Origin of the sequence: Methylobacterium sp. OAE515 (assembly GCF_041806315.1) — a bacterium.
In the GTDB taxonomy this organism is placed as follows: Bacteria; Pseudomonadota; Alphaproteobacteria; order Rhizobiales; family Beijerinckiaceae; genus Methylobacterium; species Methylobacterium tardum.
In genome coordinates this window covers 5,850,347-5,875,357 of sequence record NZ_JBGMUV010000001.1, presented here as the reverse complement: position 1 = coordinate 5,875,357, position 25,011 = coordinate 5,850,347, and the positions used below count along the sequence as shown (strand labels likewise).

18 protein-coding genes are annotated in these 25,011 nt (G+C 67.1%); 9 read left to right on the top strand and 9 right to left on the bottom strand.

Annotated elements, in window-relative coordinates:
- The first annotated feature begins 599 nt into the window (after positions 1–599).
- From ABIE45_RS28670 to ABIE45_RS28660, 3 genes are all read left to right on the top strand, one after another.
- Entirely contained in the window at positions 600–2,780 is a 2,181-nt protein-coding gene (locus ABIE45_RS28670; protein ID WP_192708097.1) for a TonB-dependent siderophore receptor, read from the top strand.
- A 10-nt stretch (positions 2,781–2,790) separates the two neighbouring features.
- Positions 2,791–4,347, top strand: a complete 1,557-nt coding sequence (locus ABIE45_RS28665) for a PepSY-associated TM helix domain-containing protein (protein WP_192708098.1) — start codon at positions 2,791–2,793, stop codon at positions 4,345–4,347.
- Between the two features lie 317 nt (positions 4,348–4,664).
- Entirely contained in the window at positions 4,665–6,257 is a 1,593-nt protein-coding gene (locus tag ABIE45_RS28660; RefSeq protein WP_192708099.1) for an ABC transporter substrate-binding protein, read from the top strand.
- A gap of 13 nt (positions 6,258–6,270) precedes the next feature.
- On the opposite strand, the gene ABIE45_RS28655 is transcribed toward ABIE45_RS28660, so the two are convergent.
- Positions 6,271–7,737 carry an amidohydrolase family protein gene (locus ABIE45_RS28655; RefSeq protein ID WP_192708100.1) on the bottom strand — a complete coding sequence of 489 codons (1,467 nt, stop codon included), beginning with the start codon at positions 7,735–7,737 and terminating at the stop codon, positions 6,271–6,273.
- 142 nt (positions 7,738–7,879) lie between these two features.
- Here ABIE45_RS28655 and ABIE45_RS28650 point away from each other — a divergent pair, with 142 nt between their 5' ends.
- From ABIE45_RS28650 to ABIE45_RS28640, 3 genes are all read left to right on the top strand, one after another.
- Positions 7,880–8,560 (top strand): aspartate/glutamate racemase family protein, encoded by a 681-nt coding sequence (locus ABIE45_RS28650; protein WP_192708101.1) that lies wholly within the window; start codon positions 7,880–7,882, stop codon positions 8,558–8,560.
- A 13-nt stretch (positions 8,561–8,573) separates the two neighbouring features.
- Positions 8,574–9,893 carry a dihydroorotase gene (locus ABIE45_RS28645; RefSeq protein WP_192708102.1) on the top strand — a complete coding sequence of 440 codons (1,320 nt, stop codon included), beginning with the start codon at positions 8,574–8,576 and terminating at the stop codon, positions 9,891–9,893.
- A gap of 279 nt (positions 9,894–10,172) precedes the next feature.
- On the top strand, positions 10,173–10,841 hold the full coding sequence (locus tag ABIE45_RS28640; protein ID WP_192708103.1) for a DUF938 domain-containing protein: 669 nt from the start codon (positions 10,173–10,175) through the stop codon (positions 10,839–10,841).
- A gap of 288 nt (positions 10,842–11,129) precedes the next feature.
- On the opposite strand, the gene ABIE45_RS28635 is transcribed toward ABIE45_RS28640, so the two are convergent.
- Positions 11,130–11,756, bottom strand: coding sequence for a glutathione S-transferase family protein (locus tag ABIE45_RS28635; RefSeq protein WP_192708104.1), 627 nt, complete (start codon positions 11,754–11,756; stop codon positions 11,130–11,132).
- Between the two features lie 100 nt (positions 11,757–11,856).
- Positions 11,857–13,428, bottom strand: coding sequence for an ABC transporter substrate-binding protein (locus ABIE45_RS28630; RefSeq protein WP_192708105.1), 1,572 nt, complete (start codon positions 13,426–13,428; stop codon positions 11,857–11,859).
- Between the two features lie 741 nt (positions 13,429–14,169).
- Here ABIE45_RS28630 and ABIE45_RS28625 point away from each other — a divergent pair.
- The gene (locus ABIE45_RS28625) at positions 14,170–14,904 is read left to right on the top strand and encodes an aspartate/glutamate racemase family protein (protein ID WP_192708106.1); all 735 of its coding nucleotides are present in this window, start codon (positions 14,170–14,172) and stop codon (positions 14,902–14,904) included.
- 10 nt (positions 14,905–14,914) lie between these two features.
- Here the strand turns inward: ABIE45_RS28625 and ABIE45_RS28620 are convergent, their stop codons facing one another.
- The 5 genes from ABIE45_RS28620 to ABIE45_RS28600 are packed head-to-tail and all read right to left on the bottom strand — an operon-like array spanning position 14,915 to position 20,018.
- A complete protein-coding gene (locus ABIE45_RS28620) occupies positions 14,915–15,664 on the bottom strand; it encodes an aspartate/glutamate racemase family protein (protein ID WP_192708107.1) in 750 nt (249 codons plus the stop codon).
- Between the two features lie 4 nt (positions 15,665–15,668).
- Positions 15,669–17,210 carry an amidohydrolase family protein gene (locus tag ABIE45_RS28615; RefSeq protein ID WP_192708108.1) on the bottom strand — a complete coding sequence of 514 codons (1,542 nt, stop codon included), beginning with the start codon at positions 17,208–17,210 and terminating at the stop codon, positions 15,669–15,671.
- Positions 17,211–17,238: 28 nt separating this feature from the next.
- Positions 17,239–18,045: an ABC transporter ATP-binding protein gene (locus tag ABIE45_RS28610; RefSeq protein WP_192708109.1), complete on the bottom strand. Its 807-nt coding sequence runs from the start codon at positions 18,043–18,045 to the stop codon at positions 17,239–17,241.
- On the bottom strand, positions 18,035–18,961 hold the full coding sequence (locus tag ABIE45_RS28605) for an ABC transporter permease (RefSeq protein ID WP_192708110.1): 927 nt from the start codon (positions 18,959–18,961) through the stop codon (positions 18,035–18,037). Before ABIE45_RS28605 ends, ABIE45_RS28610 begins: the two co-directional genes overlap by 11 nt.
- 4 nt (positions 18,962–18,965) lie before the next feature.
- Positions 18,966–20,018 (bottom strand): ABC transporter substrate-binding protein, encoded by a 1,053-nt coding sequence (locus ABIE45_RS28600; RefSeq protein ID WP_192708111.1) that lies wholly within the window; start codon positions 20,016–20,018, stop codon positions 18,966–18,968.
- A gap of 604 nt (positions 20,019–20,622) precedes the next feature.
- Here ABIE45_RS28600 and ABIE45_RS28595 point away from each other — a divergent pair.
- Positions 20,623–21,105: a DUF1203 domain-containing protein gene (locus ABIE45_RS28595; RefSeq protein WP_373622768.1), complete on the top strand. Its 483-nt coding sequence runs from the start codon at positions 20,623–20,625 to the stop codon at positions 21,103–21,105.
- A gap of 326 nt (positions 21,106–21,431) precedes the next feature.
- On the opposite strand, the gene ABIE45_RS28590 is transcribed toward ABIE45_RS28595, so the two are convergent.
- Positions 21,432–22,586, bottom strand: coding sequence for a YihY/virulence factor BrkB family protein (locus tag ABIE45_RS28590; RefSeq protein WP_192711783.1), 1,155 nt, complete (start codon positions 22,584–22,586; stop codon positions 21,432–21,434).
- Positions 22,587–23,022: 436 nt separating this feature from the next.
- Here ABIE45_RS28590 and ABIE45_RS28585 point away from each other — a divergent pair, with 436 nt between their 5' ends.
- Entirely contained in the window at positions 23,023–24,981 is a 1,959-nt protein-coding gene (locus tag ABIE45_RS28585) for an AI-2E family transporter (protein WP_192711782.1), read from the top strand.
- Positions 24,982–25,011: the final 30 nt, after the last annotated feature.

The following is a 25,011-nucleotide window of genomic DNA, read 5'->3' as shown; positions in this document are numbered from 1 at the left end:
CACGCCGGATCGCGATCGCGAGTAGGACCGGACGTTCGGCTTAGCGCCCATTTCAGCCATTCAAGCCACCTCGGGCGCTTTCCAAGAGCAGACATTGAGCTTGTCGTTTGATCGGCTGTTCCCTTTGAACAAGGCGCTTCTACGCGATGGGGAAGAGCCTACTCAGCTCGGCAGGTCCGGCTGAGCCCGGGCATCCAACCCACGCCGGGCTCCCTCATCGTCATCTCTACAACTACCAGGTTCCAGACGCACGGTGCTGGATCGGTGCGTTGAAGCACCCGACGCCGATGATCTGAAACCCTCATTCTCATTAGAGAAATGCCAAAGTACATTCCGAAATAATGTGTCTCATGTAGCACACACCGATCACGGATCCGTGATAGCTGAGTCGTGCTCGCGATCGCGTAGGACGATCCTGGTTTAGAGTCGGTGTAATGTCGAACTATAGTGCTGCGACAGTGATCCGCCGCGCGGCGTACTTCTTGCGGAATTCATCGTCCGCTGGTCTATTATCAGCAACGTCTGTTCTCGCTATTTGCTCGCCGTCCTTCGCTCAAACCGCCCCCGCTACGGACGTTGAACTTTCCGAACTCAGCGTCATGGGAGAGGCGAGTGGGCGCACCCTGAACAACGATCTCTATGGGCGCGGCGGCCCGAATGGACCGGTGCCTGGATATGTCGCCAGCCGCAGCACGGTCGGCACGAAGACCGACACACCGATCCTAGAGACCGCACAGTCGGTCTCCGTCATCGGGCGCAAGCAGATTGAGGATCAGAACGCGCTGACCATCAACCAGGCGCTGCGCTTCACACCGAGCGTCACCACCGAGCAGCGGGGCGGCGCCGGCTCGACGCGCCTGGAGCAGTTCTCCATCCGCGGCTTCACCGCCCCGATCTTCCTCGACAACATGGCGCTGCCGACCAGCCGCGACGCCTTCCCCACGGTCGATCCCTACCGTCTCGAGCGCGTCGACATCATCAAGGGGCCGGCCTCGGTCTTGTACGGGCAGTCCGGTCCGGGCGGCATCGTCAACCTCGTCTCGAAGGTCCCGCAATTCGTCCGCCACGGCGAGATCTTCGTCCAGGGCGGCGGCTTTAGCGAGGTGCGCGGCGGCTTCGACGTCGGCGGCCCGATCGAGGCCGACATCCCAGGGGTCGCCGACCAGTTCGCCTACCGGGTCATCGGCCTCGGCTGGAACGGCGACGGGCCAGCCGTAACCACGAAGATCGAGCGCGCCTTCATCAACCCGAGCATCACATGGCGGCCGTCCACCGACACCTCGCTCACGATCATCGCCAACTACCAGCGCGATCCGTTCTCGGGCTTCTACGGCGGCTTCCCCGCCGTCGGCACGGTGTTCCCGCGCAACTTCGGCAACGGCATCTTCGGACGGCTGCCGGTGAACTTCTATGACGGCGACCGCAACATCGAGCGCTCCGACCGCACACAGGCCTCCATTGAGTACCTGTTCGACCACCGTATCACCGAGAACCTGCGCTTCCACTCGGCTGGCCGATACCTGCGCTCGAAGGGCGACTACCGTAGCGTGTTCACGACCTTCGGCGACGTCAACGGCCCGTACACGAGCGGGCCGACTATCGGCCGCTCGGTCGGCGGCACCCAGGTCGACATCGAAGCCTACACGATGGACAACAATCTCATCGCCAACTTCGACACCGGCCCGATCGCCCACACGGCGCTGCTCGGCGTGGATCACCGGACCTTCAGCACGCGGTCCGTCACCGGGCCGTTCCCGGCGACGGCGAGCCTGAACGCCCTCGCGCCCGATCATGACCTACCGATCAACTTCCCGGCCTTCACGGCGACCTCGCGGATCGACGCGCAGCAGACCGGCGTCTACTTCCAGGATCAGGCGAAGTTCGACGGCTTCATCCTGACGCTCGGCGGCCGCTACGACACCGCCCGGCAGACCGGCCCGACCCGCACCTTCTCGCCGACGAACAGCCTGGCCATCCAGGACGTGCCGGCCGAGGCCTTCACCGGCCGCGCCAGCCTGCTCTACCTGTTCGACAGCGGCGTCGCCCCATACGTCTCCTACAGCGAGGCCTTCGAGCCGATCGTCAACGGCCGCATCTTCGACCGGGCTCTCGGCTCGGCCGGCCGCATCCCGGACCCGATCGCCAGCAACCAGTACGAGGCCGGTATCAAGTACCAGCCCCCCGGCACCGACATCCTGCTGACCACCGCGTTCTTCGACATCCGCCGCTCGAACGCGACCACCACCGACCCGGTCAATCCGGGCTTCGTCGTGCAGACCGGAGAAGTCGGCGTGCAAGGCGTCGAGTTCGAGGCGCGGGCCAACATCGCCGAGGGCCTCAACCTGATCGGCGGCTTCTCGCTTCTCGATATTCGCAACGTCCGCGATACCGGCTTCACCACGAACGACCTGACCCGCCGGCCAGTGCCGCTTCAGGGCCTTCGCCCGGTGCAGGTACCGGACACGACGGCCTCGCTGTTCGTCGACTACCGCTTCACCGAGGGCCCGCTGCTCGGCCTCGGTCTCGGCGGCGGCGTTCGGTATCTCGGGCCGTCCTGGGGCGATCCGGCCAACACCTTCCAGGTGCCCGAGAGCGTGCTGGTCGACGCCGTTGCCTCCTACGACATGAAGTACCTCGATCCGCGGCTGGCTGGCCTCACCGCGCAGCTCAACGTGCAGAACCTGCTCGATGAGCGCTACGTGACCGGCTGCCTGACCTATTCCGGCTGCTACTACGGCCTGCCGCGCACGGTCTACGCGACCCTGCGCTACCGCTGGTGAGGTGCGCGCCGTGGGCAGGACCTTCCGGCAGTCGATGGCGTGGCTTCATGCCTGGACCGGCCTCGTCGTCGGCTGGGTCTTGTTCGCGGTCTTCGTGACGGGCACGGCGAGCTACTACCGGACCGAGATATCGCAGTGGATGCGGCCCGAACTCCGTTACGACCGGACGTTCAGGTCGGCGGATCTCGCGGCGGCGGCCGAGCGCGGCACCGCTTACCTGCAGGCGCAGGCGGGCGGCGCGCGAACGTGGTTCATCACCCTGCCTCGAACCGAGAGGCCGGTGCTGGAGCTGTTCTGGCGGACGGGGCCGGGCCGCCCGCCCGGGCACGTCCTGCTGGATCCCGATACCGGCGCGCCGGCCATCATGCGCGCGACACGCGGCGGTGACTTCCTCTACCGCTTCCACTTCGAGCTAAACCTGCCGCCGCTCTGGGGCCGGTGGATCGTCGGCGCCTGCGCGATGATCCTGCTGGTGGCGCTGATCTCTGGCGTCGTCACGCACCGGCGCATCTTCGTCGACTTCTTCACCTTCCGCCCGGACAAGTCCGCTCAGCGGGGATGGCTCGACGCGCACAACGTCACGGGTGTCCTCGCCCTGCCGTTCCACCTGATGATCACCTATACCGGGCTTGCCACGCTCATGGTGATGTACGTGCCCTGGGGCGTGAGCACGGCCTATCGCGGCGACAGCCAGCGCTACTTCGCCGAGTCCGGCCAGATCACCGCCCCACGTCCGCCCGCCGGCCGGCCCGGCACGCTGGTCTCCATCGGGCCGTTGGTGGCGCGCGCTCTGGAGATGACCTCGGAGCCCCTGGAGCGGATCACCATCGTCAACCCGAAGGACGCGCAGGCCACGGTGGTGGCGGTGTTCGAGGAGCCGCACGGGCTCTCCCACGAGCACCCGCAGATCGCCTTCGACGGAGTGAAGGGCGACGTCCTGGAGGTCCGCGCGGGCGGCCTGCAACCGGCGACCAAGACGTTTGCCACGATGGTCGGCCTGCACGAGGCGCATTTCGCCGGCCCGGCGCTGCGGGTCCTGTTCTTCCTGTGCGGCCTCGCCGGCAGCGCCATGGTCGCTACGGGGCTGCTGCTGTGGTCGGTGGCGCGCCTGCCGAAGGGAGACGAATCCCGGAACCTCGGCCTGCGGCTGGTTCAGGGCCTGAACGTCGCGACGATTGCCGGGCTGCCGGCGGCGCTCGCAGGGTACTTCCTGGCCAACCGGCTCCTGCCCGCCGCGCTGCCGGACCGGGCCGAGTGGGAGATCCGGGCGTTCTTCGCAGTGTGGCTCCTCGTCGCCCTGTCGGGCTTCCTGCGCCCACACCGCCGCGTTTGGACCGAGACGCTGACGGTGGCGGCCGGGCTGTTCGGAGCTGTCGCATTTGCGGACCTTGGGCGTAGCGCCGCGCTCCAGCTCAATGGCGAGGCACATGTCGATCCGGTCTTTCTCGCCTTCGACGGCGCGATGCTGGTCCTCGCAGCGCTGATCCTGTTCGCCACGCGCAACATCGCCCGCTTCAATGGGACATCCCGCCGCCTGTCGGTGAAGGCGGCCGAGATCTCGATTTAGCCCGGCTTAGACAAGGGCGCTGTGCCGAAACAAGGCTGGCCTCGCGCCAAGAGCGGACCTTCGACTTTGCGCCCATTTCGGTCATACGGCCAACTGCAGCGGCATCCCACGACCGGACCATTTGCGTCGCCCCAGTTCGGTCAGTTCGCACTGGATCCCTAGCCGCCGATGCATCCGGACCAACCGGAATGCGAGGGCGATCTCTCTAGGGCTGGGCCGCGGCCTCGTTCCTGCAAGCCAGCGGATTGCCGGGTTTGGTGACCGGATTACTGCGAGTGCATGTACGGTAGTCGCCCGAGCAGAGCGGGAGTTGACTGATGAAGCGGCGTACACTGTTGCAGGGAGCTGGGGCCTTCGTAGCCAGCGCTGTCGCGGCACCATCCCTGGTCCGCGCGGAGGCTGCCGCGACCTTGCGCTTCATCCCGCAGCAGGATCTCGTCACGCTCGATCCGGTGACGACCTTCGCGTACATCACCCGCAACCACGGCTACATGGTCTTCGACACTCTCTACGGCATGGACGGCGCCTTCCGCGCTACGCCGCAGATGGTCGAGGGCCACAGGATCGAGGAGGACGGGCGCCGCTGGGACCTGACCCTGCGCGAGAACCTGCGCTTCCACGATGGCACGCCTGTCCTCGCCCGGGACTGCGTCGCCTCCCTGCGCCGCTGGGCCAAGCGCGACCCGTTCGGCGGCTCCCTGATGGAGGCCACCGACGAGCTGTCGGCGCCCGACGATCGGACGATCCGGTTCCGCCTTAAGCGCCCGTTCCCGCTCCTGCCGATCGCGCTGGGCAAGGCCTCGGTGCCGGTCTGCGCTATGATGCCCGAGCGCCTCGCCGTCACGGACCCGTTCCAGCAGGTGCCGGAACTCATCGGTTCGGGGCCGTTCCGCTTCAAGGCGGACGAGCGCGTGCCCGGCGACCGCGCGGTCTATACCCGCTTCGAAGGCTACGTGCCCCGCAAGGACGGCGCACCCACCTGGACCTCGGGTCCGAAGGTCGTCCACTACGACCGGGTCGAGTGGCGCGTCATCGGCGATACGTCGACGGCCACCTCGGCGTTGGTCGCCGGCGAGGCAGATTGGCAGGAATACGCCTCGCACGACCAGCTGGATCTGCTGAAGGCCGCCAAGGGCGTGACCACCCGCACTCTCGACCCGACGGGCTTCGTGACGATGCTGCGGGTCAATCACCTGCAGCCGCCCTTCAACAACCCGGCGATCCGGCGGGCGCTCTGGGGGGCGATCGACCAGACGTCCTGCATGCAGGGCGTGGTGGGCGCCGACGATCCCCGCCTGTTCCACGTGCCCCTCGGCTTCTTCTGTCCGGGTACGCCGATGGCCTCGACGGACGGGCTCGGGCCCCTCACCACACCGAGGGATCCGGCCAAGGTGCGGGCCGACCTGAAGGCGGCCGGCTATGCCGGCGAGACCGTGCTGCTGATGGTGCCGTCGAACTCGGCCCCGCTCCTGGCGCTCGGCCAGGTCGCGGCCGACCTGCTCCAGCGCGTCGGCATGAACGTCGAGGTCTACGCGGTCGAGTTCAACGCGATGCTGCAGCGGCGCAATCGCAAGGGGCCGGTCTCCGAGGGCGGCTGGAGCGCCTTCGTCACCAACTGGTCCGGCATGGATTGGCTCAACCCCGCCGGCTACATCGCCCTGCGCGGCACCGGCGAGAGCGGCTATGCCGGCTGGGCCACGACCCCGCGGATCGAGGCCCTGCGCGACGCGTGGTTCACGGCCCCCGACGAGGCGGCCCGCGCCGCCCTCTGCCGGGACATCCAGCTTCAGGCGATGCAGGACGTGCCCTACTATCCCCTCGGGCAGTACCTGCAGCCGACCGCCTACCGCTCCGGCCTCACCGGAATCCTCGATGGGTTTCCGACCTTCTGGAACGTCCGGCCCGCCTGAGAAGCCCGGGGTCTCACAGCCCCGGGAAGGTCGGTGGCGCGATGGCGTCGGGGCCACGCCCAGCCCAGTCGAGCTGCCGGATCTGCGCCAGCGCGCGGCCCTGCGCCTCCTCCAGGGCCGCGGCCGCCGCCGCGTAGTCGACCGTCAGAGCGCGGCCGTCGCGCACGATCTCGCGGCCCCCGACGAAGACCTGCCGGACCGCGCGGTCGCCGGCCGAGTAGATCAGCGACTGCACGGGATCGCGGCACGGCCGCATGGCGGGATGCGCGCAGTCGACCAGGACGAAGTCGGCCTTGCAGCCCGGCGCGAGCCGGCCGATGTCGGTGCGCCCGAGCGCCTTGGCACCGCCCACCGTGGCGGCTTGGAACACGTCCGCCGCGCGGGTGTCGCGGGGATTCTCGGCCACGACCCGGGCGAGGTATGAGACGAGGCGCATCTCGTCGAGCATGTTGTGCGGGTAGACATCGGTGCCGATGCCCATGTTGACCCCCGCCTGGACGTAGCGGCCAAAATGGTTGAGCGCGATGCCGCGGCGGGCGAAGACCGTCGGGCAATGGGCAACCGTCGCGCCGAGCTCGGCCAGGCGGCGCATGTCCGAGCCCGGGCTATGCCAGTGGGTCCAGGGATGGTCGTCGAGAAAGATCCCGTGGCCCACGATCGTGCGCTCGGTGAGCACGCCGAGATCGTCGAGCCACTCGATCGGCGTCATCCCGGTGCGGCGGGTGATCTCGTGGAATTCTGACAGGGACTGCGCCGCATGGGTGTGGAAGCGCAGGTCGCGCGTCACCGCCTCGGCGTGGGCGTCCTGCAGCAGCTCCGCCGTGCAGGTGTCGACCTGCGCCGGGCACAGCATGCCGGACAGACGCCCGCTCGGATGGCGCTGCGCCGCCTCGATCTCGGCGAGCGCCTGCTCCAGGCCGCGCCGGCCCGCCGCCGCGTCCCACTCGTACTCGACGCTGTGGCCGTTCCGGGTCAGCCAGCGCCCGGAACGGAACATCGGGGCGATGCAGACCCGCAGGCCCGAGGCACCGAGGAGGTCGAGCCAGCCTTCGCTCGGTAACGCGAGATCGCAGACGGTGGTGACGCCCGAGAGCGCCAGCTCGGCGAGCGCCACTCCGTAGGCGGCGCGGGTGCCATCCGCGTCGGGCCGCAGGATCGGCAGGTACTCGTAGAGCGACGTGTTGTAGAGGCGCGGGCTGCCGACCTCGTCCCACATGCCCTTGTTCATCGGTTCCGAGAACAGATGGGTGTGGATGTCGACGAGCCCCGGCATGATCAGGCAGCCGGCGGCGTCGATGGTCCGGGCGGGCGGCGGCCCCGCGTAGCCCGGACCGACATGGGTGAGAACGCCGTCAGCGAACACCACGTCCGCGCCGGTCTGGTAGACGTGTCCGCTGTTCTCGGGGTCCCAGGCGACGACCCACCGGGCCCCCGTCACCCGCGTGACGCTCGTCGTCCCGTCCGCAGCTTCACCGTGCATCGATCACCTCTTCCTTGGGTCGAGTGGATGGGCAAGATCGGTGCCTCCTGAGTTACACCGATGGTTGCGCGGCCCGGGTTTCGCTTCGCGGAATCCTCTGTCGTGAGCGGCAGGCTATCGCGTTGGCTCCGCAGGAGGCGGCATGCAAGATCCCGGCGCCGTCAGGTCCGCGCGCATCCTAGTCATCAACCCGAACTCCTCTCCAAGCGTGACCGCCGCCATCGACACGGCGCTGGATCCGCTGCGTCTGGCCGGCGGCCCCGCCATCGTGGTGACGGACCTGCCTGAGGGGCCGGCAAGCATCGCGTCCCAGCAGGACGCCGATTCTGTGGTCATACCGCTCGCCCGCCGCATCGCGTCCGATGCGGCGGACGCCTTCGTCATCGCCTGCTTCAGCGACCCGGGTCTGCACACCGCCCGCGAGGTCGCCGGCTGTCGGCACGTGATGGGCATCGCCGAGTGGGGCATCCTCCGGTCGCTCACCCTGGGCGAGCGTTTCGGCATCGTCGCTCTGTCGGAAGGCAGCGTGAGGCGCCAGCGCCGGATGGTCCGCCAGATGGGCGTCGGCGAACGCTACGCCGGCAGCCGGCCCGTTGAGGCGCGGGCGGACGAGACCGCGGGCGCGGCCATCCGCGATCGTCTGATCGCAGCGGCGCGGATCCTGGTCGAGCGAGACGGCGCCGACGCCATCGTACTCGGCTGCGCCGGCATGGCGCCACACAGGTCCACGATCGAGCAGGCGATCGGGTGCCCGGTCGTCGAGCCCTGTCAGCAGGCGGTGGCGGCCGCCCTCGGTGCGGTCCTGCTCCACAGGGCCACCTAGGAAGGACCCGGCGATGCATTACGACCTGCTGATCCGCGGCGGCACCTGCGTCACCCCCTGGGGAACCGAGCGGATCGATCTCGGCATCCGCGACGGGCGCATCGCCGACCTCGCGACGCCGGCCCACGCCACCGCGGAAACGGTGATCGACGCGGCGGGCCTGCACGTCCTGCCCGGCCTCATCGACAGCCACGTCCACCTGCGCGATCCCGGCGACCCGGCGGTGGAGACGATCGAGACCGGAACGCGGGCCGCGGTGCTGGGCGGGATTGCCACCCTGTTCGACATGCCCAACACCGTCCCGCCGATCGCCGATATCGAGCGCCTCGCCTGGAAGCGCGACTACGTGGCAGGCCGGAGCTGGTGCGACATCGGCCTCTACGTGGCCGGCACGAAGGCCAATATCGACGCCCTCGCCGAGCTGGAGCGTGCGCCGGGTGTCTGCGCCGTCAAGGTCTTCGCCGGCAGCTCCACGGCGGCGCTGATGATCGAGGACGACGCGCATCTCGAGCTCGCCATGCGCGCCGGCCACCGGCGTATGGCCTTCCACAGCGAGGACGAGGACCGGCTCCAGGCCCGCAAGAACCTATTCAGCCGGGGCCAGCCCTATCGGACCCACATGGAGTGGCGCGACGAGGAATGCGCCTTCCTGGGTACGCGGCGCCTCATGGCGCTCGCCCAGAAGACCGGCCGGGCGACCCACATCCTGCACGTCTCGACGGCCGAGGAGCTCGCCTATCTGCGCGATTTCCGCGACGTTGCCACCGTCGAGGTGCTGGTTAATCACCTCACCCAGGTGGCCCCGGACTGCTACGACACCCTCGGCGGCTTCGGCGTGATGAACCCGCCGATCCGCGACGAGCGGCACCGGGCGGCAGCCTGGGCGGCCGTGCGTGACGGCACCGTCGACACGATCGGCAGCGATCACGCGCCCCACGCGCGGGCTGCCAAAGAGCGGCCTTGGCCGGACTGTCCGGCAGGCCTCACCGGGGTCCAGACACTGGTGCCGATCATGCTCGACCACGTGGCGGCCGGGCGGCTGTCGTTGGCGCGCTTGGTCGACCTGATGGCTACCGGGCCGGCCCGCGTCTACGGACTCGCCGGCAAAGGTCGGATCGCCGCCGGGTACGACGCCGACTTCACCCTCGTGGACCTGAAGACCCACCGCAGGATCGAGGAGTCTTGGATTGTCTCGCCCTGCGGCTGGACGCCGTTCGCCGGCACCGACGTCGTCGGCTGGCCGATCGCCACCATCGTGCGCGGCCACCTGGTCATGCACGACGACACAGTCCTTGGTGCGCCCATCGGCAACCTCGCGCGCTTCGCCAGCTGACGGGCATCCGCCATCAGCCGCCACCGGCCAAGCGGAGAAATTCTTTGCTACAGGTCTGCATCGTTGCTTGAAGCAGACCTACTGCTTCGCGCATGTCGATTATTCGGTGGCCTCCGCCGGTGTCTCCGAAGCGGATCTCGGTTCAGCCGGATTGCAGGACCATGGCGCGCTGGGAGCTCGGAGCCCCTCAGCAGACCGATTGCCAGCTGCCTCAACGTACTGGCCACGGTTCGGGACCGCTTTACCTCGTGAGAGCTCATGCTCGTTGTGAGGTGAGTGATGCTGAAATGGGACGCAGTCTTGAGCCAAGGCATCTCAGCGGGCGACGCCTTGTTTGCGCCAGCCGTCCTCAGGAACAGAGAGGCGATCCTCGCTGTCCTGCGCCATCTGCTCCCCGCCTCCGGCTTGGTCTTGGAGGTGGCCAGTGGGTCGGGCGAGCACATCATTCATTTCGCGTCCGCGTTGCCCAGCTTGTCCTGGCAACCCGGTGATGCCGATCCAAAAGCCCTGAGAAGCATCGCGGCGCATATGCAAACCGCTGGCTTGGCCAATATCCTCGCTCCCCTGCCGCTTGATGTGCGTGCACAGCCCTGGTCCGTGCCGCGCGCCGATGCGGTGCTTGCGATCAACATGATCCACATCGCACCGTGGTCGGCGACGGAAGGATTGATGGCAGGCGCTGGCGGCATCCTTCCTGACGGCGGCCTGCTCTACCGGTACGGACCGTTCAAGGTGGCCGGTGCGCACACGGCTGAGAGCAACGCGAGCTTCGATGTGAACTTGCGTGCGCGGGACCCTGCTTGGGGCGTCCGGGATGTCGAGGCGATTTCCGAAGCGGGCTTGGTTCAGGGTTTGAGCCTTGTCGAGCGCATTCCGATGCCGGCCAACAACTTCAGCTTAGTTTTTCGAAAGGGACGTCATTGCAGTCCATGGGCAAGGCATACCTGATCCGGTTTGCTGCACCCGGTGACGCGCGACCAGAGACGCTGTTGTGCGCCAGTTCCGTACCTCGACTCGCCGACCGGTAGGGACGCTCTGCTTCGCGCCCCTCCCGGTCATTCGGGCTGATTCGGACGCCTCTCAGGCACGAATATGGATTTTGGAAGCCCACTCAGCTCGGCAGTTCCGGCTGAACCCGAAAATCCAGCTCGCGGCGCCTCTTTCTGGATACCTCGCGTCGCCGCTCCCATAGACCGCCTGCGCGGAGCCGAAAGCAAACGTTCGTGACCCTTCGTTTCAGGGTACGTCGGCGGCAATCCACGCCTGTACGGCTGGCCGGGATTGCAGGCGCTGCCGGTACGCGATGAGCGTCGGCGTCGATGGTCGCGTGATGGGCGTCAGGAGCCATCGTTGAAGCGAAAGGCCGACCACCACGTCGGCCAGGGTGAAGGTGTCACCGACAACATAACCACCGGTCTCGGACAAGTGCTGCTCTAAGATGAGCATCAAGTCATTCCATCGTTCAACGCTCCGTGCAATCGCAACTTGATCATGCCTGTAAACAGGATTCTTTCTGACCAAGCCCAGGAAAGCCGCCTGCCAAGCACAATTCAGATCGGCGGCCTGCCAGTCCATCCACTTTTCCACGGTCGCACGCGCGAACGGCGTATCGGGCAGGAGATCATGCCGGCCTGATTTCGCAACCAGATATCTGCAGATCGTATTGCTCTCCCAGAGGACACCCTCCGCGCACACGAGAACGGGAACGAGCCCATTCGGGTTGAGGGATCTGAACTCTGGACCTTGCGTGTCTTTGGTCAGAGCCCAGTCGTTTTCGTGCTCGAAGCTCAACCCGGCCTCGGCCGCGGCCCAAAGAACCTTGCGGACGTTGATCGAGGTCGAGCGGCCGAGGATGCGCATCATGAACTTGCCTTGGCATAAGACGTCTGATCCGGCCGTCCGATGCGGCCCGTCAGGGTCCAACGATTACCTCCCCGGCCTCCACCGATGACCGGAGTTTCGCTCAGGTCTTTCTGATGTTCCAGAGGATGGGAAACCCGAGGACCCGGCCCGTCAGATTGCGCCTGTAAGAGGTCATGGATCGATAGGAGCCGACCGGTATGTAGACCACTTGGTCGAGCGCGATCCGCTGCATCTCCGCGCAGAGCGCCTTGCGCGCATGCGTATCCGGAGCAGCGAACCAGGCCGTGCGGAGTTCCTCCAGCTTCGGAATCGACGGCCAGCCGAACCAGGCACCGGCGCCGTTGGCCCTGAGCGGTTGAAGCGCGGCCGGATCAGCATTGTCGAACGACGAGAACGTGGTCAGCAGCACGGACCAGCCGCCCTTGTCGACGGGCTCGCGTGAGACGCGGCGCTGGATGACCGTACCCCAGTCGCTCAGGGCCAGATCCACGTTGAAGCCGATACGGGGCAGCAGATCGGCCGCGACCTGTGTGATCGCCGAGGGCGCCAGAATGTCCGTCGGACCGATCAGCCGGACCTTCGCGCCGCTATAGCCCGCCGCTCTCAGCGCCGCCCGCGCCGTCTCGAGGCTACGCGGCCCCGTGAGCACCTCCATGCCGGCATCCGACGCCATCGGCGTTCCCGGCGTAAAGATCCCGCACCGGTCGTCATAGTTGGCGGGATCATCACCGGCCACAGCTGCCATGAAGTCGCTCTGGACGATGGCCGGCAGCACCGCCCGGCGCACCTCGACATCGTCGAACGGCGGCTGCAGGTGGTTCATGCGCAGGATGGCTGGATTGGTGAAGCGGTCGAGCCCTTCCACGACGATGTTGCGATTGCGAGCGAGGAGCTGCTGGAGTTCCGGCGGCGGCTGCTCGTACCAGTCGATCTCGCCGTTCTGCAGCGCGGCCGCCGCAGTGGCGCCGTCGGCGATGATCTGCCACTCGACCCTGTCGAAATGGGCGACTTTGCCGCCAGCGGTCAGGCTCGGGGCACCGGGAGCGGGCACGTATCCCGCGTGCCGCTCGTAGACCATCAAGCTGCCCGAGTTGAACTCGTCCGCCTTCCAGCGAAACGGCCCGGAGCCGGTGGCGTCCGTGATCTGCTTGAACGGATCAGTCTGCGCGATCCGCTCCGGCATGATGAAGGCGGGTTGGCTGACGCTCGCCAGCGCGTTCGGCAGCAGCGGGAAAGGCGCCTTCAAACGAAAGACGATGTTCGCGTCACCGTCGTGCACGATCTCGTCCGTCGCGGCCATCAACGTCTGGCCGAACCCGTTCCGCGCGGCCCAGCGCCTGATGCTGGCGACGCAATCCCGCGCAAGAACAGGGGTGCCGTCATGAAAGCGCAGCCCCTCGCGGAGGGCGATCGTCACCTTCCGCCCATCCTGCTCGATCCGGTAGCCGGCCGCCATCTGGGGCTGGGGCTGCAGGTCGGCATCGAGGCCGAACAGAGTATCGTAGACGATATAGGCGTGATTGCGCGTCACGATCGCGGTTGTCCAGATCGGGTCGATGGACGTCACGTTCGCCTGGGGCACCATGCGCAGCACCCGGGCGTCCTGCGCTCGGCCGACGAGCGGCGCTGCCAGTGTCGAGGCACCTGCGGCGAGGAATGTGCGTCGCTTCATTGTGGCCCTCAGCGAGATGCGTGAGCATAGCAACGGCCAGACCAACGCGAGAGCACGCGCCATGTCTTTGCGATCGCTGTTGCAATGAGTCCCGATTGTCGCCGGGGAACAGCCCGTGAAGCGCCCGGCGCATCCGTCGACGGTAACCGCGAGCTTTGCTCCGTGCGTCCCGGATCAGTGCGGTATGCGGCAGCTATCGCCCACCATCAGTAGCTCGCGCCACTGATCAGACTACCCTGAAGCCGACGTCGCAGGAGCCTGAGCTGGGTCGGCTGCGGAAGTTGAGCGCCTAGCGTATGCGAACGATCCGCAATGCGCCCATTCCGGTCGTGCAAGTGACCGCAGTACCATCCCAGGAACGGACATTCTGTGTCGATCCAGCCCAGACCGTCACCCCGAGGGCACTGGTCCCTGATGCGGTCAGATCAGCCAAATTCTGAGGCCTCTCCTTCCAGGATTGGATCGCGGCCTCGTTCCTGACGACCTTCGCTTACTTCACCCGCAACACGGCTACATGGTCTTCGACACCCTCTACGGCATGGACGGCGCCTTCCGCGCCACGCCGCAGATGTCGAGGGCCACCCGCCGATCGCCGATACTGTGTCCATCCCACTGCTCCCGGTGTGCGGGTCCGGAGCGGACCTCGACGGCGACACCCTGCCACTTCGTGCCGCCCCACCGGAACGATCCTTGCCACCGGCGAGGGCCGGGCTCGCACAAGGCGCAGGGGAGACAGCCAAAATGGTGGACACGCGGCCGACGGCCAGGCTCGGAATGCTGACGCCGTCCTCGAACAGCATCCTCGAACCGATGACGGCGCGCCTGCTGGCGGGGCAGCCCGGGATCACGGCCCATTTCGCGCGCCTGCGGGTGACGCAGATCGGCCTGTCGACGGCGGCGCTCGATCAGTTCGATCAGGCGCCGATGCTAGCCGCCTCCGAGCTGCTCGCGGATGCCCGGGTCGCCGCGATCCTGTGGAACGGCACGGCGGGCGCCTGGCTCGGCTTCGCGAACGATATGGCCTTGTCCAAGGCGATCACGCGGCGGACCGGCGTGCCGGCTTCGACCTCGGCGCTCGCCTTCCGCGACCTGTTCCAGCGGCGCGGGATCGGGCGCGTCGGGCTGGTCACGCCCTACACGGGGGATGTCCAGGCGCGGATCCAGGCGAACTGGCAGGCCGACGGACTCGATTGCTCGGCCGAGCGGCACCTCGGCCTGTCGGAGAACTTTGCCTTCGCGGAGGCGGAGGAAGCCGAGATCGCCGGGATGGTCCGTGCCGTGGCGGCCGAGGGTGCCGAGGCGGCCGCCATCGTGTGTACCAACCTTGCGGGCGCCGCCCTCGCGCCCGCCCTCGAAGCGGAGCTCGAGATCCCGGTCTACGATTCCGTGACGGTCAGTCTCTGGAAGGCGATGGATCTCGCCGGGCTGGATACAGCTGCGATCACCGGGTGGGGCAGCGTGTTCGCGCCGGCCTGATAGGCCTGTCTCAGGCGTCGTCGCGCTCGATCCAGCGCCGCAGGGCCGGTGCCAGGCCGGTGGCGGGCTTGGCGGGGGGCCGGGCGAAGCGGCCCGTCAGCGGCGGACGCGCGCCGAGCCGGACCAGCCCCTGCGCCTGACCGAGCGCGGCCGCCAGCGGATCGACCAGCGGCACCGGCACCGCCTCGCCGATCCGCGCGGCGAGGCCGGTCAGCGGGGCGCCGGCGAGGATCACCGCGTCGGCCCCGTCCTCGGCGGCGGCCCGGTTGGCGAGGGTTACGATCTCCGCCTCCAGCTCATGCTGCACCTCCGTGACCGAGCGGAAGGCCGCCGAGACCGATCGGACGCAGGCGCAGCGGGCCGACAGCCCCGAGAGGGCAACCGCATCCTCGTACCAGGGCAGCAGCGTGCCCGAGAAGGTCACGATGCCGAAGCGCTGGCCGAGCAGGCAGGCGGTGAGCATCGCCGCCTCGGCCATACCGACGATGGGCAGATCGAACAGCTCCCGCGCCGCGATCAGCCCGGGATCGCCGAAGGCCGCGATGACGGCGGCGTCGAAGCCGGCTTGATGCTCGGCCAGACTCTCCAGAACCGCGGCCCCCGCGAGCTGTGCCTCCGCGCGACTCGCGATGTAGGGCAGGCCCCGGGCGGCCGTCAGCGTGGTGAGCGTGACGTCCGGGGCGAGTGCGGCTGCGGCGGCCCGCTCCATCCGGGCCGTCATGGCGACCGAGGTGTTCGGGTTGACGAGAAGGAGCCGCACGCCGTCAGACGCGCGAGCTGGGGCGGTAGAACGGTTCGTGCCGCGATGGGTCGATGTAGTCGGCGTAGAAGCGTTTCGCGTGCGGCAGCAAGGCTTTGGAGAGTTGGCGCCGCTCGACCTCGTCGTCCGACAGCGCCCGCGACAGGTCGTCGTGAAGCGCCTTCAGGGCGGCGTCCTTGTCGACCCGGGTGAAGCGCCCATCGGCGTAGAGCACCTCGCCCTCGCACAGCACCGTGGTGACGCCGCCGGTCTTGGCCCGCTGGATCACCGCGTCGAGGAGCGGCGTCTCCGGGTCGAGATACGGGTAGGCGATCTGGTCCCAATCGATCAGGACGAGGTCGGCGCCCTTACCAACTTCGATCGTGCCGAGGCTGTCGCCGTAGGGGGTGGTGCGGGCGCCGCCGACGGTCGCCATGCGCAGCACCTGCGCCATGCTCGGCACGTCGGCCTCGTCCATGCCGGGCACCCGGTGGGCGCGCAGCACGAGGCGCATCTCCTGCAGCATATCGCGGTCGTCGTTGATGCCGGCCTCGTCGAGGCCGATCGCGGTGTTGATGCCCTTGGCCTCGAAGCGGTTCAGCGCCGCCACCCCGGAACGCAGCCGGAAGTTCGACGAGCAGTTGTGGCAGATGCAGGTGCCGGTCGCCGCCACCTGCTCGATGTCGGATTCGTTGAGCCAGACGCCGTGGCCGAGCGTCAGGCGGGGCCCGAGCATGCCGAACCGGTCGAGGTACTCGAGGGCGGTCCCGCCGCCGCGCTTCTCCGCGTAGGCCTTCTGGTAGGCGGTCTCGACGAGGTGCATGTGCATCGGCACGTCGTAGGATTCGGAGAGCCCCGCCAAGCCTTCGAGGGCCGCGTCCGAACACCAGTGCAGGTTGGCAGGCGCGAGCTGGACCTTGGCCCGCGAGGCCCCGGCCTGTCCGCTATGCAGGCTGCGGAACAGGGAGAAATTGTCCTCCAGGGACATCTGGAAGCGCTCGAACCAGCGTTTCATCGGGTCCTGCAGCGGGGTCGGCAGGCTCGCCACGAAGTCCATGTCGGCCTGGTAGACGAGGCGGTTCTGGTCGCGGACCGCGAAGCAGTACGAAACCCGCATGCCGATGTCGCGATAGGCACGCAGCACCTCGTTGGAGCGCGCCTCGACCTCCTCCAGGCTGCCGGGCATCCAGCCGTGGATATGCTGGACCGTGGTGATCCCGGAGCCGACCATCTCGAAGGCCGAATACAGGGTGTCGAGGTAGAGGTTCAGGTTGCGCGCCACCATGCGGGTGACGAACCACAGCTCCAGCGGCATGTCGGGCGAGCCGAGCTGTACCGGCGTCAGGCCGACATGGTGGTGGCCGTTGACGAAGCCCGGCAGCAGGATCTCACGGCCGGAGCCGATCACGGGGGCGTCGGGGTAGCGGGCATGCAGGTCTGCGTAGGTGCCGACCGCTGCGATGATCCCGTCCGTCTGCAGCACCGCGCCGTCGGCGATCTCCTCCCAACGGTCGTGGTCGAGGGTGCGGGTGATCATCCGCCGGCTGCGGATCAGCGATGTGGCCATGGTTGGGTCCGTCTTGATCGGGAAAGGGTCAGACGAGCGCTTCCTGCTCGGCGAAGGCCCGGTCGACCTCGTCGCGCAGGAGCTCGGTGAGGTGCCGCCGCAGCGCCTCGGCCTCGGGCGAGAATGGGTCGCGCGGGCGGGCGAGGTCGTTGCGGACGATCGTCTTGATCCGCCCGGGGCGGGCGGTGAACACCACCACCCGGTCGGCGAGCGCCACCGCCTCGTCGATGTGGTGGGTCACGAACAGCACCGAGGCGCCGCTGTCCCGCCAGACGTCGAGCAGGAAGTCCTGCATCTTCTGGCGGGTCTGGACGTCGAGCGCCGCGAAAGGCTCGTCCATCAGGAGCACCTTCGGGCGCATGGCGAGCGCCCGGGCCACCGCCACCCGCTGGCGCATGCCGCCGGACAATTCGTCCGGCCGCTTGTCGAAGGCTTCGGCAAGGCCGACGCGCTGGAGCGCGGCACGGGCGACGCTCCGGCGCTCGGCCTCCGGCACGCCCTTCAGCGACAGGCCGAAGCTGACGTTCTGCCAGACGCTGAGCCAGGGCAGCAGCGAGGTTTCCTGGAAGATCAGGCTGCGCTCCGGCGACGGTCCGGTGAAGGCCTCGCCGAAGGCCAGGAGCTCACCCCCGGAGGCGGCCTCCAGACCGGCGATCAGGTAGAGCAGGGTGCTCTTCCCGCAGCCCGAGGGCCCGAGGAACACCACGAACTCGCCGGGCCGCACGGTGAGGTCGATGTCGCGCAGGGCCTCGTGGGCGCGGGCGGTGCCGGCCGCCCAGATTTTGGCGACGCCGCGGCACGAGACGGCGTCCTGGGAGAGGGGATCAGAGGCCAAGGGAAGACCCCGCGTCGCGTGGCAGCCAGTAGAGCATCCGCCTCTGGACCAGCCGGAACAGCAGGTCGAAGGCGAAGCCGAGCAGGCCGATCAGCGTGATGGTGAAGAACACGAGCGACGGGTTGAACGTGTTGCGCGCCAGCATGATCACCTGGCCGAGCCCGTAGCCCACGCCGGTCGCCTCCGCGACGAGCACCACCATCCAGGCGCCGAACAGGTTGAGGCGCAGCACCGCGAGCAGGCCCGGTAGGATCGCCGGCACGATCACCCGTGCGTAGATCTGGCGCTTCGACGCGCCCATGGTGCGGGCGACGTTGATGTAGTTGCGGTTGACCCCGTCGATCTGGTGGATGGTCGAGAGGACCATCGTGAAGAACAGGGCGATGAACACCATGAAGATCGCCGGGGCGTTGCCGATCCCGAACATGAAGATCGCCACCGGCAGCCACGCGATCGGCGAGACCGGGGCGAGCAGCGTGATGGTCGGAAGCGTCAGCCGCTCGAACAGCACGACGTAGCGGATCGCGACGCCGACGAGGATCGACAGGGTCGCCGCCAGGGCGAGACCCGCCAGCACCCGGCCCGTGGAGGCGAGGACCGTGATCAGCACCGCCATGGCCGGACTCGGGCCGGCATTCATCCCGGTGCCGATCTGCCAGCGCTGCGCGGTGTTGAAGAAGCGCGCCTGCTCGGCGAGGTTGCCGAGGAAGATGTGTGGCGGCGGCAGCAGCTTGGCGTCGGCGATGCCGAACGCCCAGAGCAGCTCCCAGAGGCCGGCGAAGCAGCCGACCGAGACCAGCATCCAGCCGGTCCGTTGCAGGAGGGGGACGAATCCGTCGGGGAGCGCGAGGCGCTGACCGAACGGGAGGCGCGGCCGGATGTGCGGGACGGCGGCGCGGGCGAGATCGACGGCCATCCGCTCAGGCCGACTTCAGCTTGAGCTTGCCGTAGAGATCCGGGTTTTCGGCGATGACCTGTTCCAGCAGGGTCCAGTCGATCGCGTCGCGGCCGGGCTTCTTCTTGATGTAGCCCATCTCGGCGACGGAATCGGTCCGGTCGAGGATGAACTGCGTCTGGTTGCGGGCGTCCACCACCGAGGGCTGCCGGCCCATGGCGAGCTGGGCGTTGCTCATCGAGGTCTTGTAGTAGGAGCCGACGAGCTTGTTCAGGGCGGCCTGGGGGTCACCCTCGGCTAGGGCCTGGGCCTTCATCATGCCCTTGATCAGGGCCTTCACGGCCGCCGGGTTCTTGGCGATCAGCTCGTTGCGGACCGCCAGCACGCAGTCGGTGTAGCCCTTGCCGTAGATGTCGGTGCCGTCGGAGAGTTTGACCGCACCCTTCACGTCGGTGAGCAGCGCCGTGCCGTAGGGTTCGATCGTCGAGATGATGTCGAGGGCGCCCGCGCGGAACGCCTCCACGGCCTCCGGGGTCGAGCCCATGTAACGGACCGTGATGTCCTTGAAGGCGACGCCGTTCTTCTTCAGCCAGTCGTAGGGCAGCACTTCCAGCGTATCGAGCTGGAAGGTGCCGAGCGTCTTGCCCTTAAGCTTCTCGGGGCTGTCGAGGCCTGGCTGAGCCACGAGCACACAGCCCTCGATGCCGCCGCCGGCCACGATCGTCACCGCGGCGCCCGCGTCGTAGAGGGCCATGAAGCTCGTATAGGGCATCACGCCGGCATCGACCTGGCCCATCCCGAGGAAGGTGACCTGATCGGAGAAGGTCGGCGTGTTGACGAAGTCGATGGTCAGCCCGTCGTCCTTGGCGAGTTGCATCGCCTCGGCCAGGAAGAAGTTCAGGTTGCAGAACCCGGTCCCATGGGTCGCCCGGATGCCGGTGGCGGCCGCGGCCGGGCTCGACAGTCCCGGACCCACCGCCAGCGTTAGCGCGGCGGCGGTGCCGCCGAGGAAGCGCCTGCGGCTGGGCTTGAACCGCGTGAGATCCGGGACGCGATAATTGCCGTGACGGTCGCACATATCGACTCTCCTCAGAGGGCGGATCGGACGATCCGCCGGACGGCGCGTGCCGGTCCTGCAATGGAGGGATCAGAACTCGGGACAGGTTCAAAGCAGTCGCGGAGATCCGGTCGCCCGGCACCTCACCACATCGACGGCACGCCAACCTCTAGCTGCCGCCGGGGCGACGCTGCGCTGGTCAATACGAACCAAGAAGCGTGCCAAGTGGGGAATCGGCCGAATTGGCGGCGCGAGACCTGTCCGCCTCAGGGCTTTCCTATCCAGCAGGTTCGCCGCGTACACCCCGTTTCTGCAAGCTGTCCTTCCGAACATCCGGAAGGTTCGCTACCGCGCCGTCAGCATTTCAGGCCGACCTTCTCCAAAGCGGACCGGCGGCTTTCGGCCAGCATCTGCCGCGACGCCCCGCTCGTCCGAATGTCCCAGATGGGTGGATTTCTGCCGGTCCATTTCTGAGTGGAATCGCATGCAAGCGGACGTTGGCGCTTCGCTCGCTTCCGATACGTAGCGGCCATTAAGAGCGCGAATGGTTGCTGCGATTGGATAGCAAGAAGCGGGATGCGACACACCACGCCGAGCTTTATAGGCACGGTCCGGAGGTGCGCACATGACTACGTTTCGATGTGTTGCGATTGCGACAGAGACGGCCGATCGCTTTCGAAGCAGTGGAACAGATGACCGAGGCAATCGAGTTCGTAGGGTCGTCGCATCAGCCAGTGACGGGTTTCCATGCAGGCATTGCCTACAAATCGCTCGTCCCGGAGAGACTATGCTGCTTGGATCCTACAATTTACCTCAACCGCTTGGCATTTATTGGGCACCCAGCCCGATTTTTCTTCATGAGACAGATTGCTCCCGTCACGAGGCGATCAACGAAGTTGCCCCCATCGTGCAAGCGAACCCACTTGTTTCAGTAAGAGCGTATGATGCAGACCATCAATGCCTCTACGATCTGGGACACGTTTGTCCAGGTGACGATGTCGGCGATCCTCTCCAACGTGCTCTTACTGACCTGCGCACTAGTTTCGTAAACATCCATACAGCGCGACCCGGGTGCTTATTGTCGCTTGTGGAACGCGTGTGCGATTGAGGGGTGTGTTTTGAGATTGCCAATGCGAGGCGATGACCGCTTCCGGGAAGAGCCGGTAACTGTGGGTACGGCTGACATGGCTTGTATGCGGAACATCCACGTCCTGATCGAAAGCCAAAGACCGGCTCCCACCCGTTGCAGACCTCATGAGTGGAAACCAACTGTCAGAATTCGACCACTTGGACGGATGTCTTAGACCTGGGCTGCACTCGACATGCGAGATAGCCGTCTCGACGGTTATCCCGGTGTCTTTTCTTCCAGAAACGGCAGGAGCTCGTCAGGTTGGAAATCACCAGGGGACTAACGAACTCAGCCCCTGAACCCTGTCAGGCTGATGCCGCCACGGTATCGGCCACCTCGGCCCTGCGGGTGCCGAGTGGCTCGGGCGCACCGGTGGTGGTGTCTTCGGCCGTCTGGTGCTCCATCTCGGCATTCAGTTCGGCGCCAAGAAGCACGATAGTCGTCGAGATCCAGATCCAGGTCATGAAGCCAATGACGGCTCCGAGCGAACCGTAGGTCTCGTTGTACTTGCCGAAGCTCGACACGTACCAAGAGAACAGCGCCGAGACGGCGATCCAGAGGAAGGCCGCCACGGCGCTCCCGGACGTCACCCAGCGCCACTGTGCGGTGTTCCGGCTCGGACCGTAGCGGTAGAGCAGCGCTAGGCTTCCCAGAACCACCAGCAACAGGATCGGCCAGCGGGCAAGCGCGATGACCCACTCCATCGAGCCCAGGTTCAGGAACGCCAGGGCCGCCGGAACCACCACGATGCCGACGAGGGCCAGAACGACGAAGAGAAGCGCGCCGCCTGTGAAGCTCAGCGAGCGTAGGTTCAGCCAAACGAAGTTCCGCTTCTCCTTCTCGTCGTAGACGATGTTGAGCGCGTCGAAGATCGCCTTCATGCCGCCGTTCGCGCTCCAGATCGAGAGAAGGATGCCGAAGGCGGCCGTGAAGCCGAGGGTGCCGCCGCCCTTGGCCGCGATGCGCTTGACCTGCTCGCCGACGATGTCGAGCGCGCCGCTGGGCATGATACCCTGAAGGCTGGCAAGCTGGTCGTTGATGGTCCCGGGGTCGGCGATGAGGCCGTAGATCGAGACCAGGGCGCCGATGGCAGGGAACAGGGCGAGGATGGCGTAGAAGGTGACGCCGGCCGCGACCAGCAGGACCCGGTCGTTACCGAACTCCTGCAGCACGCGCCGGCCGATGTCCCACCACCCCTTGGCTGGGATCTCGGTCGGGCTCTCGGCCTTGCGGCCCCGGTCCACCTCGTTGTCGGCGACACGCTCAGCCGCCTGACCTTCATGCGCCGCCGGCCCGTCCTCGGCACCCAGACGCCCGGCACCCTTCGTCCTCGGTGGCGCGGCGCCGCGGCGCGGGAGTGCCACCACTCCGAGGAGCGCGGTCCCGAGGAAGATCGTCCACGCCATGGATGTCGCCGCGGAGGACGAGCCACCCGGAGGTGCCTTGGTAACACTCGTCATGGGCCGGCCTTCTGGTGGTGCCTAAGCGGAAGGCTCGGCCGACGAAACAACGTCCGCTTCAACGGTTCGTTGCTGCAATGTCATACCGGTATTCACGATATCGGACCGCTGGCTGGCCGAACTCGTGGAGAGGCATATTGCCGGGGTGATGAGGCCGCCATCGGACTAGCTGGATGCGGCGGGCAGCGAGATCTGCCGGTCAAGGGAGCGACCGCCACGTCAGCCCGAAGCCCGGGATGATGATCGTGAGCAGGAGAAGTGCGCCCGGGCGGTGCTGCAGGACTGCTCGCGCCAAGCTATGACGGTGCCGGCCAACAGACTGCCGAGGTTACGCCCGCGATGTCGTCGGCGGCGTCGAAGACGGGTCCGAAACGGGTCCAGGCGCGTTGAGGGCCTGCGTCGGGAAGCCGGACGCCAAGTCCTGGGGGTTCTTCGCATGCCGACCGACGATGCCGTTGCCGTTCGACCACCCGCCCAAGTTCCCCCGCCACTCGTGCCTGGGCTTCGTGGCCTGCTGACACTCGCCGTCGCGGTGGTGCTCATCACCGCGCTCTACTTCGGGCGCGAGGTGTTCATCCCACTCGTGCTGGCGGTGCTCCTCAGCTTCGTGCTGGCGCCGGTGGTCAACCTGTTGCGGCGGATCAAGCTCGGACGGGTCCCGTCCGTCATCGTCGCCGTCGTGCTCGCCCTGGCCGTCATCGGCGGCATCGGTGCCCTTATCGGCACGCAGGTCGCCGGGCTTGCCGGCAACCTGCCCCAGTACCAGGCCACCGTGCAGAAGAAGTTCACCAGCCTGCAGCAGGGCTGGCTCGGAGACGCCAATCGCGTCCTGCAGAAGTTCAGCCACCAAGTCCACGACGCCACCCAGAAGGCCGATGCCGCCGGCACCACCGCTGCGACTGGTCAGGGCGGCGACACGCCGAAGGCTCAGCTCGTTCGGGTTCAGGAACCCGAGATTTCGCCCCTTGCGCTGGCCGAGAAGGTGCTCGGGCCCATCTTCGAGCCTCTGACCACGGTCGGCATCGTCCTCGTCGTCGTCGTGTTTCTGCTTCTTCAGCGCGAGGACCTGCGCAACCGCATGATCCGCCTGTTCGGATCGAGCGACCTGCACCGAACCACCGTCGCCATGGATGACGCGGCGGGACGCCTCGGCACCTACTTCTTGGCCCAGCTCGGCATGAACGCCGTGTTCGGCGTCATCATCGGCGTAGGTCTCTGGTTCATCGGCGTACCCAATCCCCTGTTATGGGGTGTATTCTCCGCGCTGATGCGCTTCGTGCCCTACATTGGCGCCTTCATCTCCGGCATCCTGCCTCTTGCCCTGGCCGCAGCCGTCGATCCAGGCTGGTCGATGGTCATCGCCACCGCGGCCCTGTTCCTGATTGCCGAGCCGCTGTTCGGGCAGGTCATCGAGCCGCTCCTCTATGGGCACTCGACCGGGCTGTCCCCGTTTGCCGTCATCGTCTCAACGCTGTTCTGGGGCTTTCTTTGGGGGCCAATCGGTCTGATCCTGGCAACCCCTTTCACGGTCTGTCTGGTGGTCCTCGGCCGCCACGTCGACAGCCTGGAGTTCCTCGACATCCTGCTCGGCGACCGACCTCCGCTGACGCCGGTGGAGAACTTCTACCAGCGCATGCTCGCCGGCGACCCCGACGAGGCCCGAGATCTCGGGGAAGCGATGCTCAAGGAGCGCTCGCTGTCCTCGTACTACGACGAGGTCGCGCTGAAGGGCCTGCAGCTTGCCGCCAACGACTTTGCACGCGGCGTGGTGACACCCGTGCAGCTGGAAAACATCCGCGCGTCTGCAAGGTCACTGGTCGAAGACTTCGAAGACCATCCTGACGTTGAGCCTGCGGGTGACAGCAAGGCGGTCAATCCGGGTGAAACCCCGACGCTCGCCGAGCGCGCCCACCCGAAGAACGAGGCCGTGCCCGGCCAAGCGCCGCCGCGCGAGGCCCTCCCGGAGGCGTGGCGCAGCGAGACGCCCGTACTGTGCGTGGCGGGACGCGGACCTCTCGATGAGGCCTCATCCGCGATGCTGGCCCAGTTGCTACGCAAGCACGGCCTCGGCGCACGGGTTGTGTCTCATGGTGAGGTATCGCGTGAGCGCATCCGCGACCTCGACCTGACGGGCGTGGCGATGGTGTGCATCTCCTACCTCGACATCACCGGTAACCCGGCGCACCTGCGCTACCTGCTGGAGCGCTTGAAGCGGCGTGCTCTGGGCATACCGGTTCTCGTCGGGCTTTGGCCGGTGGGCGAGAGGGTGCTCACTGACGCCGTCGTGGGACGCGAGGTCGGCGCCGACGCCTACGTGTCGTCACTGAGGGAGGCCGTGGAAGCATGCCTCAGACTGGCTTCGGCAGAGGCGACCTCGTCGAGGGTCGCTGCCTAAAAGCCCTTCTGGCGATTGCTGTGGCATCTG

Bases quoted from the DNA above. Each gene is read 5' to 3' on its own strand.
- ABIE45_RS28670 (WP_192708097.1), top strand. From the start codon at position 600: ATGGGAGAGGCGAGTGGGCGCACCCTGAACAACGATCTCTATGGGCGC.
- ABIE45_RS28660 (WP_192708099.1), top strand. From the start codon at position 4,665: ATGAAGCGGCGTACACTGTTGCAGGGAGCTGGGGCCTTCGTAGCCAGC.
- ABIE45_RS28655 (WP_192708100.1), bottom strand. From the start codon at position 7,737: ATGCACGGTGAAGCTGCGGACGGGACGACGAGCGTCACGCGGGTGACG.
- ABIE45_RS28650 (WP_192708101.1), top strand. From the start codon at position 7,880: ATGCAAGATCCCGGCGCCGTCAGGTCCGCGCGCATCCTAGTCATCAAC.
- ABIE45_RS28645 (WP_192708102.1), top strand. From the start codon at position 8,574: ATGCATTACGACCTGCTGATCCGCGGCGGCACCTGCGTCACCCCCTGG.
- ABIE45_RS28640 (WP_192708103.1), top strand. From the start codon at position 10,173: ATGCTGAAATGGGACGCAGTCTTGAGCCAAGGCATCTCAGCGGGCGAC.
- ABIE45_RS28635 (WP_192708104.1), bottom strand. From the start codon at position 11,756: ATGATGCGCATCCTCGGCCGCTCGACCTCGATCAACGTCCGCAAGGTT.
- ABIE45_RS28630 (WP_192708105.1), bottom strand. From the start codon at position 13,428: ATGAAGCGACGCACATTCCTCGCCGCAGGTGCCTCGACACTGGCAGCG.
- ABIE45_RS28625 (WP_192708106.1), top strand. From the start codon at position 14,170: ATGGTGGACACGCGGCCGACGGCCAGGCTCGGAATGCTGACGCCGTCC.
- ABIE45_RS28615 (WP_192708108.1), bottom strand. From the start codon at position 17,210: ATGGCCACATCGCTGATCCGCAGCCGGCGGATGATCACCCGCACCCTC.
- ABIE45_RS28605 (WP_192708110.1), bottom strand. From the start codon at position 18,961: ATGGCCGTCGATCTCGCCCGCGCCGCCGTCCCGCACATCCGGCCGCGC.
- ABIE45_RS28600 (WP_192708111.1), bottom strand. From the start codon at position 20,018: ATGTGCGACCGTCACGGCAATTATCGCGTCCCGGATCTCACGCGGTTC.
- ABIE45_RS28595 (WP_373622768.1), top strand. From the start codon at position 20,623: ATGACTACGTTTCGATGTGTTGCGATTGCGACAGAGACGGCCGATCGC.
- ABIE45_RS28590 (WP_192711783.1), bottom strand. From the start codon at position 22,586: ATGACGAGTGTTACCAAGGCACCTCCGGGTGGCTCGTCCTCCGCGGCG.
- ABIE45_RS28585 (WP_192711782.1), top strand. From the start codon at position 23,023: ATGCCGACCGACGATGCCGTTGCCGTTCGACCACCCGCCCAAGTTCCC.